Origin of the sequence: Actinoplanes sp. NPDC048967, assembly GCF_040649415.1 — a bacterium.
Taxonomy (GTDB): domain Bacteria; phylum Actinomycetota; class Actinomycetes; order Mycobacteriales; family Micromonosporaceae; genus Actinoplanes.
This window is the reverse complement of sequence record NZ_JBEZFL010000016.1, coordinates 50,069-66,351: the sequence shown is the minus strand read 5'-3', so window position 1 is coordinate 66,351 and position 16,283 is coordinate 50,069. Positions and strand designations below refer to the sequence as shown.

The 16,283-nt window shown below is 72.7% G+C and carries 11 protein-coding genes; 6 read left to right on the top strand and 5 right to left on the bottom strand.

The annotated features are described in order from the left end of the window. Window positions 1-25: 25 nt before the first annotated feature. The 5 genes from AB0C12_RS42570 (at window position 26) to AB0C12_RS42550 (ending at window position 8,092) form a co-directional block, all read left to right on the top strand. Window positions 26-364 carry a PadR family transcriptional regulator gene (locus tag AB0C12_RS42570; protein ID WP_360556771.1) on the top strand — a complete coding sequence of 113 codons (339 nt, stop codon included), beginning with the start codon at window positions 26-28 and terminating at the stop codon, window positions 362-364. Beyond that, window positions 361-2,388 carry a hypothetical protein gene (locus AB0C12_RS42565; RefSeq protein WP_360556769.1) on the top strand — a complete coding sequence of 676 codons (2,028 nt, stop codon included), beginning with the start codon at window positions 361-363 and terminating at the stop codon, window positions 2,386-2,388. The genes AB0C12_RS42570 and AB0C12_RS42565 overlap by 4 nt, the downstream gene beginning before the upstream one ends. Window positions 2,389-2,457: 69 nt before the next feature. Then, window positions 2,458-4,269 (top strand): multicopper oxidase family protein, encoded by a 1,812-nt coding sequence (locus AB0C12_RS42560; protein ID WP_360556768.1) that lies wholly within the window; start codon window positions 2,458-2,460, stop codon window positions 4,267-4,269. Window positions 4,270-4,315: 46 nt separating this feature from the next. After that, complete coding sequence (locus AB0C12_RS42555) at window positions 4,316-5,347, top strand: medium chain dehydrogenase/reductase family protein (protein WP_360556767.1); 1,032 nt, start codon at window positions 4,316-4,318, stop codon at window positions 5,345-5,347. Between the two features lie 45 nt (window positions 5,348-5,392). Then, entirely contained in the window at window positions 5,393-8,092 is a 2,700-nt protein-coding gene (locus AB0C12_RS42550; RefSeq protein WP_360556765.1) for a LuxR family transcriptional regulator, read from the top strand. Window positions 8,093-8,172: 80 nt separating this feature from the next. Here AB0C12_RS42550 and AB0C12_RS42545 read toward each other — a convergent pair whose 3' ends face one another. The 5 genes from AB0C12_RS42545 to AB0C12_RS42525 all read right to left on the bottom strand — a co-directional run bounded on the left by AB0C12_RS42545 (window position 8,173) and on the right by AB0C12_RS42525 (window position 14,190). Further along, on the bottom strand, window positions 8,173-9,363 hold the full coding sequence (locus AB0C12_RS42545) for an ROK family transcriptional regulator (protein WP_360556764.1): 1,191 nt from the start codon (window positions 9,361-9,363) through the stop codon (window positions 8,173-8,175). A gap of 87 nt (window positions 9,364-9,450) precedes the next feature. After that, complete coding sequence (locus tag AB0C12_RS42540) at window positions 9,451-10,947, bottom strand: glycoside hydrolase family 36 protein (RefSeq protein WP_360556763.1); 1,497 nt, start codon at window positions 10,945-10,947, stop codon at window positions 9,451-9,453. Window positions 10,948-11,039: 92 nt separating this feature from the next. Then, the gene (locus AB0C12_RS42535; RefSeq protein WP_360556761.1) at window positions 11,040-12,383 is read right to left on the bottom strand and encodes a sugar ABC transporter substrate-binding protein; all 1,344 of its coding nucleotides are present in this window, start codon (window positions 12,381-12,383) and stop codon (window positions 11,040-11,042) included. Window positions 12,384-12,412: 29 nt separating this feature from the next. After that, window positions 12,413-13,294, bottom strand: a complete 882-nt coding sequence (locus AB0C12_RS42530; RefSeq protein WP_360556760.1) for a carbohydrate ABC transporter permease — start codon at window positions 13,292-13,294, stop codon at window positions 12,413-12,415. 14 nt (window positions 13,295-13,308) lie between these two features. Beyond that, the gene (locus AB0C12_RS42525; RefSeq protein ID WP_360556758.1) at window positions 13,309-14,190 is read right to left on the bottom strand and encodes a sugar ABC transporter permease; all 882 of its coding nucleotides are present in this window, start codon (window positions 14,188-14,190) and stop codon (window positions 13,309-13,311) included. A 141-nt stretch (window positions 14,191-14,331) separates the two neighbouring features. On the opposite strand from AB0C12_RS42525, the gene AB0C12_RS42520 reads away from it, so the two are divergent. Beyond that, the gene (locus AB0C12_RS42520) at window positions 14,332-16,266 is read left to right on the top strand and encodes a carbohydrate-binding protein (RefSeq protein ID WP_360556756.1); all 1,935 of its coding nucleotides are present in this window, start codon (window positions 14,332-14,334) and stop codon (window positions 16,264-16,266) included. Window positions 16,267-16,283 lie beyond the last annotated feature (17 nt).

Here is a 16,283-nt window from a genome sequence, read left to right as displayed (position 1 = left end):
GGCAAGGGTTCGCTACGGTGCCGGCATGGCAACTCCTCTCCGGGTCACCGCCGCCGTCTCCAAGGTGCTGGCCGCCTTCCTCGAAGACCCCGAGGTCGACCGTTACGGCCTCGACCTCATGCGGGCCAGCGGTCATCCCAGCGGCACGCTCTACCCGATCCTGCTGCGCCTGCAGAACGCCGGCTGGGTCGAGGCGTACTGGGAGGACATCGACCCGGTCCAGGCCGGTCGCCCGGCCCGCCGCTACTACCGGCTCACCCCGGACGGGCGAGCGTCGGCGTACGCCGAGGTCGCGGCGCTGCGGGCCCAGCTGAACCGGGGCCTGGCCGCGACGCCGCCGGCGACGAAGCCGGCGACGGCATGAGGCCCGCGGACCGCTTCGCCCGCTGGTGCCTGGCCCGGGCCGCCCGGCGCTGGCCGGCCGAGCTGCGCGCGGAGATGCACGCGGAGTGGCTGGCCGAGCTGCACACGCTGGAGGCCCAGGGGGCCACGGCCGAGGAGCGCCTGCGGTACGCGTTCAGCCTGGTCGCCGCGCCGCCGATCCGGGACGCCAGCGGGGCGCCACGCGGCTGGGGCGAGTCGCTGGCACCCGGCGCCCCGGCCGTGAGCCTGCTGGTCGCCGCGCTCATCACGTTGTCCGTGTCCGCTTACTCCGGGAGCCTGGCCTGGCGGTTGCTGGAGCTGGTCGGCGTGGATCCGTTCTCACCGGGCGGCGAGTGGCTGACCTCCCTGGTCGGGGCCCTCATCACGCTGGCCTGGTGCCTGCCGGCCGGCCGGTGGCTGGGCCGGCGGTGGCCGTACTCGCGCTCCGGCCGCTTCGGTGCCGCCGGCCCGGCCGTGCTCGCGCCGCTCACCTTCGCGCCGATGGTCCTGCTCGGTGCGGTTCCGGGCGGGGAGCCGCCGTACGTGGCCGGCGTGCTGGCCGGGTTGCTGATCTGGGCGACCGGCGTCGCGGCAATCGGTGCCGCCGCCGTACGGGCCGCCGGGCGGGCCAGAGCCGCGGCGCTGATGCTGATCGGCGTACCGGTGGTCTGCGCGCTCGCCGCGGTGGTGTCCGCCGTGCCGCTCGCGCTGAGCAGCCGCGACCGGTCGGCCACGATGGTCGCGTCCTTGACCCTGGGCGGGACGCCCCCGGAGTTCGCGGAGATCATCGACGGGATCAGCAGCCGCACGTTCTCCTACCAGGGCCCCTGGGCGCTGACGCTGGCCTGCTTCGCGGCTTTCACCCTGGCGTACGGCTTCGGCGCGCTCCGCCCGCACCGCAGCGCGGGGGCGGCGTCGGTGCGGGTGGCACCCGCGGAAACGCGGCCGATGCCGGTGGCCGTGGTCATCGTTGGTGCCGGCGCGCTGGCCGCGGCCGTGATCGGCTGGGCGTACGCGTTGACCATCCTGACCCCCGGCATGAAGGACGTCTCGCTGTCCGCGCCGATGCCCGGCGGCGACGGTGAGCTGGCCATGTGGACCGCGGAGCTGCGGGCCACCGCGATCCTGCTGGCCGTGCTGGCCATGCTGGTCGTCACCGCCGACCGCCGGTTCGGCCCGGCCGCGTCGTTGCTGGTCGGCGCCGGATTGACGGTGGCCAACGCGGTGCTGCACCGGCTGGACGTCACCGGGCCGGGCGGACTCCGGCTGGCCCTGCTGGCCGGGGTGGTGCCGGTGGTCGCCGGCTGGCTGGTGTCCGGGGGTGCGATGCCCGGCCGGCTGACCGGCGCCGCGCTGCGCCGGGTGACCGTCGGTGTGCTGATGGCTGCGGGCGTCCTGCCGCTGATCATGTTGCAGGGCACACCGGGGGTGAACCACCCGTTCCTGCCGCTCGGGCTGAAGGTCACGACGATCGGCCTGGCGGTGGCCGGCATCCTGCTCGCCGTCGTCCCGGCGCTGGCTCTCAGCCGCCGCCCGGTGCCGGCCTGGGCCGCGGTCCTGCTGCTCGGGTCGCCGATCGTGCTCACCGTCGGGGCCGGGCTGATCCCGCCGCCGCTGTCCGACGACGACACCGGGCCGGCCGCCTACGCCGCGTTCGTCGCCCTGCCGCTCGCGGTCGGATGTCTCGCGCTGTTGCGCCGGCACCGGGCACGCGGGCGCGGCCGGACCGCCGCCCTGTGGGCCGGGCTGGCCGTGGCCGCCCTGCCCGGCACGCTGCTGGCGTTCGTGGTGGGTGGACTGCTGCTGGTCTTCGTGCCGAACCTGGTCTTCGACATCGACGGCAGCGGCTACTCGTTCGACGGGCTGTCGTACGTGCCCGGCACGGCGACGTTGCTCCTGCCGCTGGCGGCGCTGGCCGCGGCCCGCATCGACGGCGCGCCCGGGCCGGCGCGGCCGAGCGATCCCCCGCCGGTTCCGGATCCGGTGCCGCCGGTGGCGTCAGCCCGGACGCCGGTCGCCGGCTGACTCCCGGCCGGGCGTGAATAGGTATGCCTTGCCGACGCGAGCAGCGCCGCGGCGGACGACCGTGGTGACGTGCAAGGTTCACTCATATTCGTCGACCTGACGCTGGCCGTCCTGACCCTCCTCGCCGCACCTGTCGCGGGCCTCCGGGCAGCACGCCGCCGGCTGGGCGTCCTCGCCGGGCTGGCGGCCGGCCGGCTGATCGCCGCCGGCCTCCTGCTGCTGACCGGCGGACTGATGCTGGCCGACTCGCGGCTGTCCGTGCAGGTGCCGCTCGCGGTCCTGTCGGCGGCCTGGGCGGTGTGGCGGCCGTCCCGGACGGCCGCCCACGTCGCCGCCGCGGGCTCGATGCTGTCCGTCTGGTGGCTGCTCGCCCCCTTCGCGCCCGGCGACACCCCCTGGGTGCTGGCCGGCTCGGTGCTGGCGCTCGTGGCGATCGCCGGCCTCTCGGTCGTGGTCGGCCGCTGGCGTGAGTCACGGTCGCGCCTGTCCCGGCTGCCCTGGCTCGTCGGCGCCTTCCTGCTCGTTCCGGCCGTGACGCTGGTGGTGGCCGGTCAGGCGAACGCGGCCGGGCCGGGCCACCAGCACGGCGGCACCGGACAGGTGAGCGTCGATCAGCTCACCGGGCCGCGGAGTCAGCCGCCCGACGTGCGGACGACGCTGGTGGCGGCCCGGACCCCGGTCAGGCTCGCCTCCGGTGCGACCGTGGACGCGCTCACCTTCAACGGCACCTCCCCCGGCCCGGAGATCCGGGCCGAGCGGGGTCAGCTGCTCGAGGTGACCCTGGTCAACACCAACGTCGAGGAGGGCGTGACCGCGCACTGGCACGGCGTCGACGTCCCCAACGCCGAGGACGGTGTGCCCGGCGTGACGCAGGACGCCGTCCCGCCCGGCGGCCGGCACGTCTACCGCTTCGTCGCGACCAGGGTGGGGACCTTCTGGTACCACACCCATCGCGACGGCCTGCTCAACGTCAAGAAAGGTCTGTTCGGGGCGCTGGTCGTGGAAGATCCCGCCGGCGCCGACGAGCTGGAACGTACCGTCTTCACCCACGTATGGCCGGCTCCGGACGGGGACGTCGCCGCCCTCGACCGCGACGATCAGCCCGCCCGTCAGCAGGCGCCGGCGGGACGCGACGTCCGGGTGCGCACGGTCAACAGCTCCGAGGAGCCGCAGTCGATCACGGTGGGTGGTGCCCCGTTCCGGGTCGCGGCGATCGACGGCAACGCCGTGGCGGGGGCCACGCCGCTCGAGCCGGGAACGCGGCTCGTGCTGGCGGCCGGCGGCCGCTACGACCTCACCTTCACGATGCCGGCCGGCCCGGTGACCGTGGCCGGCGCCGGGAACAGCTCACTGACGTTCAGTCCCGACGGCGCAGCCGCACCGGTCCGGGCGGACAGCGGGGAACAGTTCGACCCGCTGACCTACGGCTCCGGCCCGGCACCGCCCGCCCAGCCCTACCAACGGACGTTCGACCTGCGGCTGGATGACGGGTTCGGCTTCAGCCAGGGTCGCCTGTCGTACGTCAGCAGCCTCATCAACGGCAGGCTGTACCCCGCGGTGCCCTCGCTGGAGGTCGCCCGCGGTGACCGGGTCAGGATGCGCATCGCCAGCCGCAGCACCATCGAGCACCCGTTCCACCTGCACGGCCATCGCATCCGGGTGCTGTCCCGCAACGGTGAGCCGGCCACCGGCAGCCCGTGGTGGACCGACACGCTGAACATCAGCACCGGCGATGTCTACGAGTTCGAGTTCGTCGCCGACAACCCGGGCATCTGGATGGACCACTGCCACAACTTCCGGCACGGCGCCAACGGCATGATCATGCACCTCGCGTACCAGGGTGTCCGGACCCCGTACGCCTCGGCGCACTCCCCCGAATAGCCGCACCATCGAAGGAGCCTTTGTGTCCGAGCTCGGCGCAGACGTCATGACGGAGATCGTTCTTCCCCGCATCGTGGAACCGGACGGCCTCGAGGTCCGTACCCGCGCGACCCCCGCGCCCGGCCCCGGGCAGGTCGTCGTGCGCGTCGAGGCGACCGGCGTCTCGTTCGCGGAGCAGCAGATGCGGCTCGGCCGGTACTACGGGCAGCCGCCGTTCCCGTTCGTCCCCGGTTACGACGCGGTGGGCACGGTGGCCCGCCTCGGGCCGGGGGCCGACCCGGCGCTGGCCGGGCGCCGGTTCGCCGCGGTGACCAAGGTGGGCAGCTGGGCCAGTCACGTCCTGGTCGACGCCGATGCCCTGGTCGCGGTGCCGGACGGGGTGGACCCCGCCGAGGCCGGGACGGTCGTGGTCAACGGCGTCACCGCCCGCCAGCTGCTCCGGCTCGCCAAGGTCCGCGCCGGCCAGACCATCGTGGTGCTGGGCGCCAACGGTGGGGTGGGATCCACGCTGGTGCAGCTCGCCCGGCACGACGGCATCAGGGTCATCGGCACCGCGGCGGCGCGACACCACCCGCTGCTGGACAAGCTCGGGGCCATCCCGGTCGACCACCGCGACCCGCACCGGTACGACCGGATCGCCGCACTGGCCCCGGGCGGGGTGGACGCCGTCTTCGACCACCTCGCCGGGGACGGGCTCAAGCAGTCGTGGCACCTGGTCCGCAAGGGCGGCACGCTGGTCTCCTACGGCACGGCCGCGTTGAAGGACGACTCCGCCTCGACGCAGGCCGTCTTCCTGAGCCTGTTCTCCCAGCTGTGGATGTGGCACCTCTCGCCGAACGGCAAGGGCGCCCGCTTCTACAACTTCTGGGCCGGCGAACGGCGGACGGCGGCGTTCCGGGCGCGCCTGCGCGACGACCTCACCGCGGTGTTCGCACTGCTGGCCGAGGGCGTGCTCACCGCGCAGGTCGCCGCGACCTTCCCGCTGAGCCGGGCGGGCGAGGCCCTCGCACTCGCCGAGTCCCGCACCGTCGCGGGCAAGGTCATCCTGGTGCCGGACCTTGCGACGGGTACGCCCTGAGCGATCGACGTGTCGGCGGTGCGCCGATCCCATACTGTCGGCGCCATGCTGACGCTGTCCTCACGACCCGACCGGCTCGTCGGCCGGCGTGCGGAAACGCAACGCCTCGCCGAGCTGACCGGCCGGGCGGCCGCGGGCCGCGGCGGCGCGCTCGTGCTGGCCGGGGAGGCGGGCATCGGCAAGAGCGCCCTGCTGGGGTACGCGGCCCAGGCGGCCACCGCGTTCCGGGTGGTCCACGCGTCCGGTTCCGAGTTCGAGCAGGAGCTGCCGTACTCCGGTCTGCACCAGCTGTGCCTGCCGATGCTGGACCGCCTGTCCGAGCTGCCGCCGCGCAGTCGCGACGCCCTGCGGGTGGCCTTCAGCCTGACCGAGGGACCGTCCGATCCGTTCCGGATCGGCATGGCGGCCCTGGGCCTGCTGACCGCCGCCGCGCAGCACCAGCCCCTGCTGTGCCTGATCGACGACGCGCAGTGGCTCGATGAAGCGTCCGCCCAGGTCATGCTCTTCCTGGCCCGCCGGATCCCGACCGACCCGGTGGCGATGCTGTTCGGGGTCCGGACGGGGGCGGTCCCGGACGGGTTCGGCGAGCTGCCCCGGCTGACCCTGCCGGGCCTGAGCGACGAGGAGGCCAAGACGCTGCTCGTGACGCGCAGCCCCTTCCCCCTGGACGACCAGGTCCGTGACCGGCTGATCGCCGAGGCCCAGGGAAGTCCGCTGGCGCTGCTCGAACTGCCCCGGGCCGGGGGTTTCGTGCCACCGGACGGGTCGAGCGTGCCGACGCGGATCGAGGACGGCTTCCGGTCCCGGCTGGACGGGCTGTCCCCGCACGCCCGGCTGCTGCTCATCGTCGCCGGCGCCGACCCGACCGGCGATCCCGGCCTGCTCTGGGCGGCCGCCGGACGGCTCGGCCTCGATCTGACCGCCGCGAGTGACGAGGCCGCGAACACCGGGCTGGCCGAGTTCGGCCACCGCATCCGCTTCTGCCACCCCCTGGCCCGGTCGGCGGTGTACCGCGCCGCCTCGGCCGGGGAACGCCGCACCGCCCACGGCGCGCTGGCCGAGGCCACCGACCCGACCGCGGCACCGGACCGGCGAGCCTGGCACCGCGCCCAGGCCGGCGCCGGCCCCGACGACGGCATCGCCGACGAACTGGAGCAGTCCGCGGCCCGGGCCCAGGCCCGCGGGGGCGTGGCCGCGGCGGCCGCCTTCCTCGAACGCTCGGTGGCGCTGTCGCTGGACCCGGCCCGCCGGACCGAACGGACCCTGGCCGCGACCCAGGCCCACCTGGACGCCGGGATGACCGACCGGGCCCTGGAACTGCTGGCCACCCTGGAGACCACCACCCTGGACGACTACCGGCGCGCCCGCGTTGACCAGTTGCACGCGCGGGTGGCGTTCACCCGCCAGCGCGACGACACCGGGCCCAAGCTCATGGCCCGCGCCGCGCAGCGGCTGTCCGCCCGGCACCCGGTGCAGGCCCGCGACTGCTTCCTCGACGCCCTCGAGATGAGCCTGGTCGTCGGCCGGGCCGGCGGGGTCATCCGCGACGTGGTGACCACGGCCCGCGTCGCGGCGCCGGCCTCGCCCGCCCCGGACCTGCTGGATGCGCTGATCGAGCTGGTCACCGGCGGACACCCGGCCGCGACCCCGCTGCTGCGCCGGACCCTGGACGGCACCGGCGAGCCGCTGTGGGTGCGGCGCCCCGCGCTGGCGGTGATGGTCGCCGCCGAGCTGTGGGACGTGGAGACCCACAGCACCATCGCCTCCTGGCTGGTCAAGCAGGGCCGCGAGTCCGGGTCACCGGCGCTGCTGCAGCTCGGCCTCGGGCAGACGGTCGTCGACGCGGCCCTGGCCGGCGACCTCGGCCGGGCGATCGCCGCCACCGCCGAGGAGGCCGCGATCGCGGACGCGGCCGGCCTCGCTCCCCTGGCCTACCACCGGCTGCACCTGGCCGCGCACCGCGGCCGGCGCCAGGACTTCCAGGACGTGGTCGACGCGCTCGACCGGGCCCCGACACGGGCCGGTCAGGTGACGAACCTCCACGCGACCGCGGCAACGCTCAACAACGGCCTCGCCGACTACCCGGCGGCGCTGGCCGCGGCCCGCAGAGTCGCGGCCCAGGACGACATCTTCCTCACCGGGTCGACCCTGCCCGAGCTCATCGAGGCGGCCGTCCGCTGTGCCGACCACACCGCCGCGGCCGAGGCGCTGGTGTCGCTCACCGAACGCACCGAGGCGAACGGAACGAGCGTGGGCCGGGGCATCGCCGCGTACGCCCGGGGGCTGGTGACCGGCGTCGAGGACGACTTCCGGGAATCCGTGGAACTGCTCACCGAGGGCAACCTGATGCCGTACCTGGGCCGGGCGCACCTGCTGTACGGGGAATGGCTGCGCCGCCAGGGCCGCCGCCGGGACTGCCGGCCGCACCTGCACACCGCGTACGAGCTGCTGAGCAAGGCCGGCGCCGACGGTTTCGCCCGGCGCGCGGCCGACGAGCTGCGCGCCACCGGGGAGAAGGTCCGCTCCCGGTCCGCGACGCCCTACGAGAAACTCACCATGCAGGAGGTCGCCGTGGCCCGGCTGGTCGCAGCCGGCGCCACCTCGAACGAGGTGGCGGGCCAGCTGTTCCTCAGCAAGCGCACCGTCGACGCCCACCTGCGCAGCATCTTCCGCAAGCTCGGCCTCACCTCGCGGCGCCAGCTCAAGGACCACCCCGGCCTGGTCACCGGTCGGCCCGCGGAGTGAGCAGCACACCGGCCAGGGTTGCCAGGGCGGTGAGCCGGCCGGCCGGATCAGCGGCTGCTCGCGCGGGGCCGGCCAGGTGGTCAGCCGGATGATGCCGGCGTAGCCGCCCGGCGGGGGGCCACCGGGGCGGAGAGGCCGGCGCTGAACAGCCGGTCGTCGACCTCGTTGAGGGCCAGCTTCAGCGCTCCGAGGGCGACGGCGTCCGCCCCCAGCGTGGAGGCGCGCACCTCCGGCATGCGCAGGCACAGGCGTTCGAGTTCACGGCGCAGCGGGTCGAGCATCAGGTCGGCGGAGCGGGAGAAACCGCCGCCGAAGATGACGACCTGCGGGTCCAGGGTCAGCACCAGCGCGGCGGTGCCGACAGCGAGGTCCTTGACGTAGCGGTTGACGGCGCGGCGGGCGGCCTTGTCGCCCTCGCGGGCGGCGTTGAAGACCCAGGCGGCGGCGTCGTCGGGTCCGACGGTGCCGGGGACGCCGGGGCAGTTCTGCAGGTGGGCGGGGGCGTCGAGCCAGCGGACCTGTTTGAGGGCGCCGAGCTCGCCCGCGGCGCCGCCGAAGCCGCGGCGCAGGATGCCGTCGATGATCAGGCCGGCGCCGGTGCGCATGCCGGCGAGCACGTAGACGATGTCGTTGGCGTCGCTCGCCGCGCCCTTCCACCGCTCCGCCAGGGTCGCGAGCTTGCAGTCGTTCTCGACCAGGATCGGGCAGGCGAACCGGCCGCCCAGGTGGGCCGTCAGGTCGACGTTCTGCCAGCCCGGCAGCGGGGTGAAGAAGCTGGTCCGCCCGGCGGCGTCGACAGCACCGGTCACCCCGACGGTGACCGCCCAGATGTCGGACGGGGTCATGCCCGCCTCGCTCAGGCAGGCGTTGACGACCGCGTCGAGCTCGGCGAGGCGAGCGGCGGGGCCGGCGTCCGCGGCCACCGAGTGGCGCAGGCTGCGCACGATGTTGCCGTCGAGGTCGGCGATCAGGGCCAGTACTTTGTGCGCCCCGACGTCGACGCCGATCACGTGGCCGGCGGTGGCCCGGAACTGGTACCGGCGGGCGGGCCGGCCGACGACGCTGTTGGCCCCGGGCTCCAGCAGGCTGGCCCAGCCGTCGGTGACCAGCCCCTGGGCGATGACGTCGACGGCGGGCCGGGACAGGCCGGTGCGCTGGGACAGCTCGGTGACGGTGGCCGGCGGGTGGGCCCGCAGCGCACGTACGACGCTCAGGGAGTTCAGCTCACGCAGCCGGGGCAGGTCCGCCCCGGCCGTCACCAGTTCCGTCAAGGTATGTCCCTCATCGTGGAGCGGCGGGTAGCCGCCCACATACGCTTCGAGCTTTACAAAACAGCCGGGGGATGGCAAGGCGCCGGGTCAGGTGATCGGGTACGCCTGCGCGGCCGGGGTGATCGCCGGGGCGAAGTCCACCTCCCGCCCGGCGACGGTGTAGACGTAGCGGCTGCGGCGCCGGATCTCCGGTTGCGCCGCCAGGTACGTCCGCAGGTCGTCGAGCTCGGTGGCGCTGAGCCAGCTGGGCGGGTCCGACAGGGCCCGGAACCGGCAGATGTCGGCCAGGTCGCGCAGCCAGCCGAGCTGCTGGTCGGTCAGCAGGTTGAGGCGGCTTCGGAAGTACACGACGTCCGGGTCGACCTCGATCAGCGGCTGGTGCCAGAGCCGGTGCACGGTGTTGACCACGGCGTTGCGGGCCATGGCGTCGGACGGGTCGTCACTGGCGTAGTTCTGCCACATCGGCGCGACGTCGGGGCCGCTGCGCAGGCCGTCGAGAATCCCGAGGGACGGCAGCAGGATGGCGCCGCTGCCCAGCAGGTAGACGTCGTCGCCGGCGACCTGGCGGATCAGCGTGAGGGCGTCGCGGTAGGTCTGCTCCCGTTCGGCGCCGTCGGCGCGTACGCCCGGCACCGCGCCGGCGTTGATGAAGTCCAGCTTGAGGTACCTGAACCCCCACTCGTGCACGACCCGGTGGATCAGCTCGGCGAGGTGGTCGAGGGCGGCCGGCCGGGACAGGTCGAGGGCGTGGTAGCCGGTCCCCCAGTTGTTCCCGGCGACCACGAGCTCGCCGCGGGTGTCGCGGAGCAACAGCCCGGGGTGCTGCTGGGCGAACCGCGAGCCGGGCAGGGCGATGAACGGGGCCAGCCACAGCCCGGGGGTCATGCCGGCGTCGCTGATCCGGTCGGCCAGCGCCCGCATACCGGCCGGGAACTTGTCGTTGGGCTGCCAGTCGCCGACCATCCGCTCCCAGCCGTCGTCGACCTGCACCACGTCGAAGGGCAGGCCCTGCAGGTCCTGGAGGTCCTTGGCCAGCTGCTGCTCGGTGATCGCCTCGTAGTACGCGTACCAGGAGCACCAGACGTTGCCGGCGCGCCGGTTGCGGCTGCCCAGCCGCCCGGCCAACTGCCTGGTGTACGCGGCGAACACCTCGTCCTCGGGTCCGTAGGCGGCGAACCAGGGCTGGGCCCCGTGCTCGTACCAGCCGACCAGCGTGTCCCGGTCGGCGGCGAGGCGGGCAGTGCCCAGGCCGAGCCCGCCGAGCAGCAGGATGTTGCCGTCGCCGCCGTCGAGGGCGGCCACCGCCGAGGAGTGGTGGCGGGCCGGGTCGTCCCAGACGTCGTCGTCGGCGGTCCGGCGGCGCCGCGGGTCGGCGATGCGCAGCGGCGGTTCGCTCAGCCGCCGCCAGCCGCACGGGCTCCAGGAATTCTGCCCGTGGCGGTAGAACAGGGCGTCGCCCAGTTCGTGCAGCAGGGCGACGCGGCCCGGCGGCAGGATCAGGCCGCCGTCGGCTGCCTGGGGGTGGCCGGGGCCTTCGGGTACGAGGGCGAACGTGCGGCCGGCCAGCTCGATGAGCGATGCCATGGTTCTCCTTGGCGGGGTTGCGCGGTCGGGTGCGTTTCCGGCGCGGCGGGCGGAGCCTGTTCCCGCCGCGCCGGAGTGTTCGGTCGGTGCTCCTAGAACAGGGCGTTGACCTGGTCGTTGGCCTTCTTCAGGGCGGTGGCCGAGTCGCTCTGGCCGAGCACCGAGGACTGGATGGCGTCCTGGACGATCTGGCTGATCTCGTTGCCGTGCTCGGTGATCGGCAGGAAGAAGGTGCCCCCGGGAGCCTGCGCCTCGTCGACGAACGGCTGGACGTCGCGGCCCTTGCTCTTGTGGGCGGCGAGGGCCTTGTCACTGGCCGACTTGATGGCCGGGAACACCGCCGCGTTGCCGCCGACGATGTCCTGGCAGCCGGAGGAGGCGAGGAACTTGACCCACTTCCAGGCCTCGTCCTTGTGCTCGGTGCCGGCCCAGATCGCGTCGGACAGCCCGTTGATCGGCGTCTTGCGGCCCTGCGGCCCGGCCGGCAGCGGGGCGAACGCGAACTTGGCCTTGGCCCCGTCGCCGAGATAGCTGTTGATCATCCAGGAGCCGGCGGTGGTGATGGCGCCCTTGCCGGCGTTGAGCAGCGCGTCGCGGCTGAGCGTGGACGACTTGTCCAGCGGGGGGCTGTAGCCCTTGGCGATCAGCGACTTGAACCACTCGATGGTCCGCGCGAGTCTGGGGTCGTCGTACTTGTACCGGCTGCCCCACGGGTTCTTGTCGAGATAGGTGAAGCCGTCGGCGGCGGCGAAGATGCCCCAGCCGTTCTGGCCCTGCGCGCCGTCACCCCATTCGGGCAGGTAGCCGTACGTCTTGATCTTGGTTTTGTCGAATCCGGGGTCCAGGCCGTTGCGGCCGGCGGTGTCGACGGTGGCCCGGGCGATGATCTTCTCGAAGGTGCCACCGTCGGCGGGGTTCCAGCTCAGGTCCTCGAGATCGGCCGGGGTGATGTCCTGGGCCTTGAGCTGGTCGGTGTTGTAGACCAGCGCGATGGTGTCCCAGTCCTTCGGCAGGCCGTAACGCTTGCCGTCCTTGGTGAACAGGTCGGCCAGGCCGCTCTGGTACTGCGCCAGGTCGATCTGGTCGGCGGTCACGTACGGCTGGATGTCGAGGATCTGGCCCGAACTGACGAACTGCGGGTAGTAGGAGCCCTGGTTGGTCCACACGTCGGGGGCCTCGCCGGCGGCGAGCTGGGTGGTGAGGCCCTGCCAGTACTGCTCCCACGCGGACTGGGTGATCTGGATCTTGATGTTCGGGTTGGCGGCGGTGAACGCGTCGGCGCACGCCTGGTAGGAGGCCTTCTGGTTGTCGTCCCAGAGCCAGTAGTCGAGGGTGACGGCACCCCCGGCGTCGTCGCCCGAGCCGGAGCAACCGGTCAGGCCGGCCGCGATGGCCAGCGCCAGCAGTGCCGCACCGGCACGCGTTCTACGGATCATCGGCTTCTCTTCTCTGCGGGGTGGGGGGTTCACTTGCTACCGGTGAAGTTCAGGGACTGGACCAGGCGCCGGCCGACGAAGCCGAGCAGCACGAGCACGGGAACGACCGACAGCGTCGAAGCGGCCATCAGCCCGGTCCAGTCCGGCTGGGTGTTGGGTGACTGCTGCAGGAACACGCCGAGCGCGACGGTGACCAGGCGGTTGTCCTCACCCCGGCCGACCAGCAGGGGCCAGAGGTAGTCCTTCCAGGCCCAGACGGTCGTGGTCATCCCGATGGTGATCAGCGGGCCCCGGCTCATCGGCAGGGCGATGCGCCAGAAGACGCCCCATGGCCCGTTGCCGTCGAGGATCGCGGCTTCCTCCACGTCGCGGGGCAGGGACAGGAAGAACTGGCGGAGGAAGAACACGGCGAACGGGGTCATCAGGATCGACGGCGCGACCATCCCGGCCATGGTGTTGATCAGGCCGAGATCCTTCACCAGCACGAAGTTGGGCAGCAGGGTGAAGATCGGCGGCACCATGAGGGCGCTGATCACCACGGCGAAGGTCAGGTCGCGGCCGGGAAAGCGCAGCCGGGCGAAGGCGTAGCCGGCCATCGCGCAGAACAGGGTCTGGAACACCGCGATCAACGTGCAGTAGACCACCGAGTTGAGCAGGTACCGCGCGAAGTGCAGCTGCGCGCCGGAACCGCCGGCGGCGCGCGCCTCGGCCTCGGTGGTCAGGCCCAGCACCCGGGCGAAGTTGATCAGAGTCGGGTCGTGCGGCAGCAGGCCGGCGTTGTCGGTGTAGAGGTCGGCGGCCGGGGTGAGCGCCGTGCGGACCATCCACCAGAACGGGAAGACGGTGACCACGACGACCACGGTCAGCAGCGTCCACGCCAGCAGCCGGCCGGGACTGAAGGTCTTGCGCATGTGTGTCAGGCCCCTTACGCCAGGTCCGAGCGGGACGCGCGCAACAGGCGCATCTGGACGGCGGTGAACACGCCGAGGATCAGCGCCAGGCAGACGGCCGCGGCGGCGGCGTAGCCCAGATGGAAGTACTTGAACGCCTGCTCGTAGATGTAGAGGTAGATGACGCGGGTGGCCGAGGCCGGGTCACCCTGGGTGGTGACCGCGACGGTGTCGAAGATCTGGAACGAGCCGATCAGCGAGACCACCAGCACCAGGGCCAGCACCGGGCGCAGCAGCGGCCGGGTGATGCGGTGGAACATCCGCCACTCGCCGGCGCCGTCGATTGCGGCGCTCTCGTACAGGTACTGCGGGATCTGGAGCATCCCGGCGTACAGCAGCAGGGCGGTGTAGCCGGTGTAGGCCCAGGTGTTGATGCCGGCGACCGACGGCATGGCCAGGGTGGCGTCGGTGAGGAAGCCGACCGGGGCCAGTCCGAACGAGGTGACCAGGTGGTTGACGAACCCGAGGTTGGTGTCGAGCAGCCACATCCAGAGCAGGCCGATGGTGACGTTGGGGACCAGCCAGGGCACCAGCAGCGTCGCCCGTAACAGCACCGAGCCGGTCAGCCGGTGCATCAGGGCCGCGATGCCGAGCGCCAGCACGGTCTGCGAGACGATGTTGAGGACGACGTACCAGGCGGTGACCCGCAGGGAGTGCCAGAACTGGTCGTCGGCCAGCAGCTTGGTGTAGTTCTCCCCGCCCACGAACGAGGGCGTGTTGAGCATGGTGTAGTCGGTGACCGAGTACCAGGCGCCGCGGGCGGCCGGATAGCCGTAGAAGATCACGAAACCCGCCGCCACCGGCAGCAGGAACCACCACGCCGCACGACGGTCGTCGCGCTGTCTCGTCGAGCTCATCGGTCGCCTCATATCCGGATCCGGGCCGGCTCTTGCCAGCCGCCCCGTTCTCGAATAATGATGTAGACCTTCGATATTTTGTCAATAGCTCTTCGAAATGAGCCCGTAACGTCGAGACCCCGACCCCCATCGGAGATCCCCATGAAGTCAGCCCGTCCCGCCCTGGCGGCTCTCACCGCCACCCTCATCGGAGCCGCATCGATCCTGCTCGCCCCGGCGGCCGCACAGGCCGCCCCGGCCGGCCCGCCACCCCGCCCGCCGGCGCCCGCCGCGCCCGACCCGGCGCTCCAGGCCCACCCGTTGACCGCGGCGCCCGGCCCGGTCGACAACCCGCTCAAAGGATGGGCGAGGTTCTACTCCCCCGGCGCCGGCCAGAACGTCGGTTACCCGCATTCGCTGACCTGGGGCTACTTCGGCCTGTCGGAGATCATGACAAGCGCGTCGAGCTGCGGCAGCTACAACTGGTCCATCGTGGACAGCATGCTGGCCGAGACCGCGAACAACGGCAATCAGGCCGCCATCCGCGTCTACCTGACCTACCCCGGCGGCACCGGCACCCACCCGGGCAACGCCATTCCGCCGTGCTTCAACGGCAACGTGGCCAACCGCGCCGACACCTACTGGAACGTCACCCACCCCGACTACGACAGCCCGTTCGCGATCACCGCGCTGAAGAACTTCATCGCCGCGTTCGGCGCCCGCTACGACGGCGATCCCCGCCTCGGGTTCGTCCACCTGGGACTGGTCGGGCTGTGGGGCGAGTGGCACACCTGGCCCTACGACACCGACACGGCCGACGGGCGGCCGAACTACATGCCCACCGACGCCAACGGTGCTCAGCTCGTCGCCGCGTTCGACAGCGCCTTCAACCGGACGAAGCTGGAGATCCGGTACCCGGACGTCGCGGGCGGGGCCGCCAACAGCCGCGACATCGGCTACCACGACGACTCGTTCTGCTACCGCGAGGGCTCACCGCCGCAGGGCGTGACCCTGCCCGCGTCGCTGGGCGGAGCGTCGTACTCGCAACTGACCCGGACCCTGGCCGCCGGCACGGAGAACAAGTGGATCACCAGTTCGATCGGCGGCGAGCTGCGGCCGGAGATCCAGTCCACCGCGTTCCAGTACTGGCCCGGCGGCTCCGGAGCCGTCGACAACCTCAAGGCCTGCGTCGAGCTGCTGCACCCGACCTGGATGATCAACGAACAGAGCGGCAACTACGCCGCTGGTGACGCGAACGTGGCCGCCGCCGTACGGCTGATGGGCTACAACCTGTCCGTCGACAACGCCTACTACACCGACACAGCCGGCGGCACGGCCAAGGTCGGCGTCCGGATCGCCAACACCGGTGTGGCGCCCTTCTCCTACCCCTGGACGGTCACCCTCGGCCTCAAGAACAGCGCCGGCACCGTCGTCGGCACCTGGGACACCCCCTGGGACCTGCGTACCGTCCAGCCCCTGACGATCCGGAACTTCCCGGAGTGGAACGCCGGCGCCGATCCCAGCTACCGCGACTTCGGCCACCGGCAGTACTTCCAGCACAGCGTGAACCTCTCCGGCGTCGCCGCCGGGAACTACCAGTGGGTGCTGCGGGTCAAGAACCCCCTGGAGTCCGTCAGCGCCACCGCCAAGAAGCTGCGCTTCGCCAACGCCACCCAGCAGTCCGACGGCTGGCTCGGCCTCGGCGCCGTCACCGTCGGCTCCCCGAACGGCGGCTCTCCGGTCAGCTACGAGGCCGAGGCCGCGGGCAACGCGCTGACCAACGGTGCTGTGGTGGCGGCCTGCGCGGCATGCTCCGGCGGCTCGAAGGTGGGCTACATCGGCAACGGCGCGGCGCTGACCGTCAACGGTGTCGCCGCGGGCACCGGCGGGGCGCGGACGGTGACCATCCACTACTCGTCGGCGGTCACCCGTACGGCTGTGGTCAACGGCCAGCCGGTGACGTTCGCCCCGACCGCCGACTGGAACACCGTCGGCTCGACCAGCGTCACGCTCAGCCTGCCCGCCGGGACCACCGCCGTCACCATCGCGAACCCGACCGGCTGGGCACCCGACATCGACCGCATCACCGTCGGCTGACGCCCCTTCCATCCTTC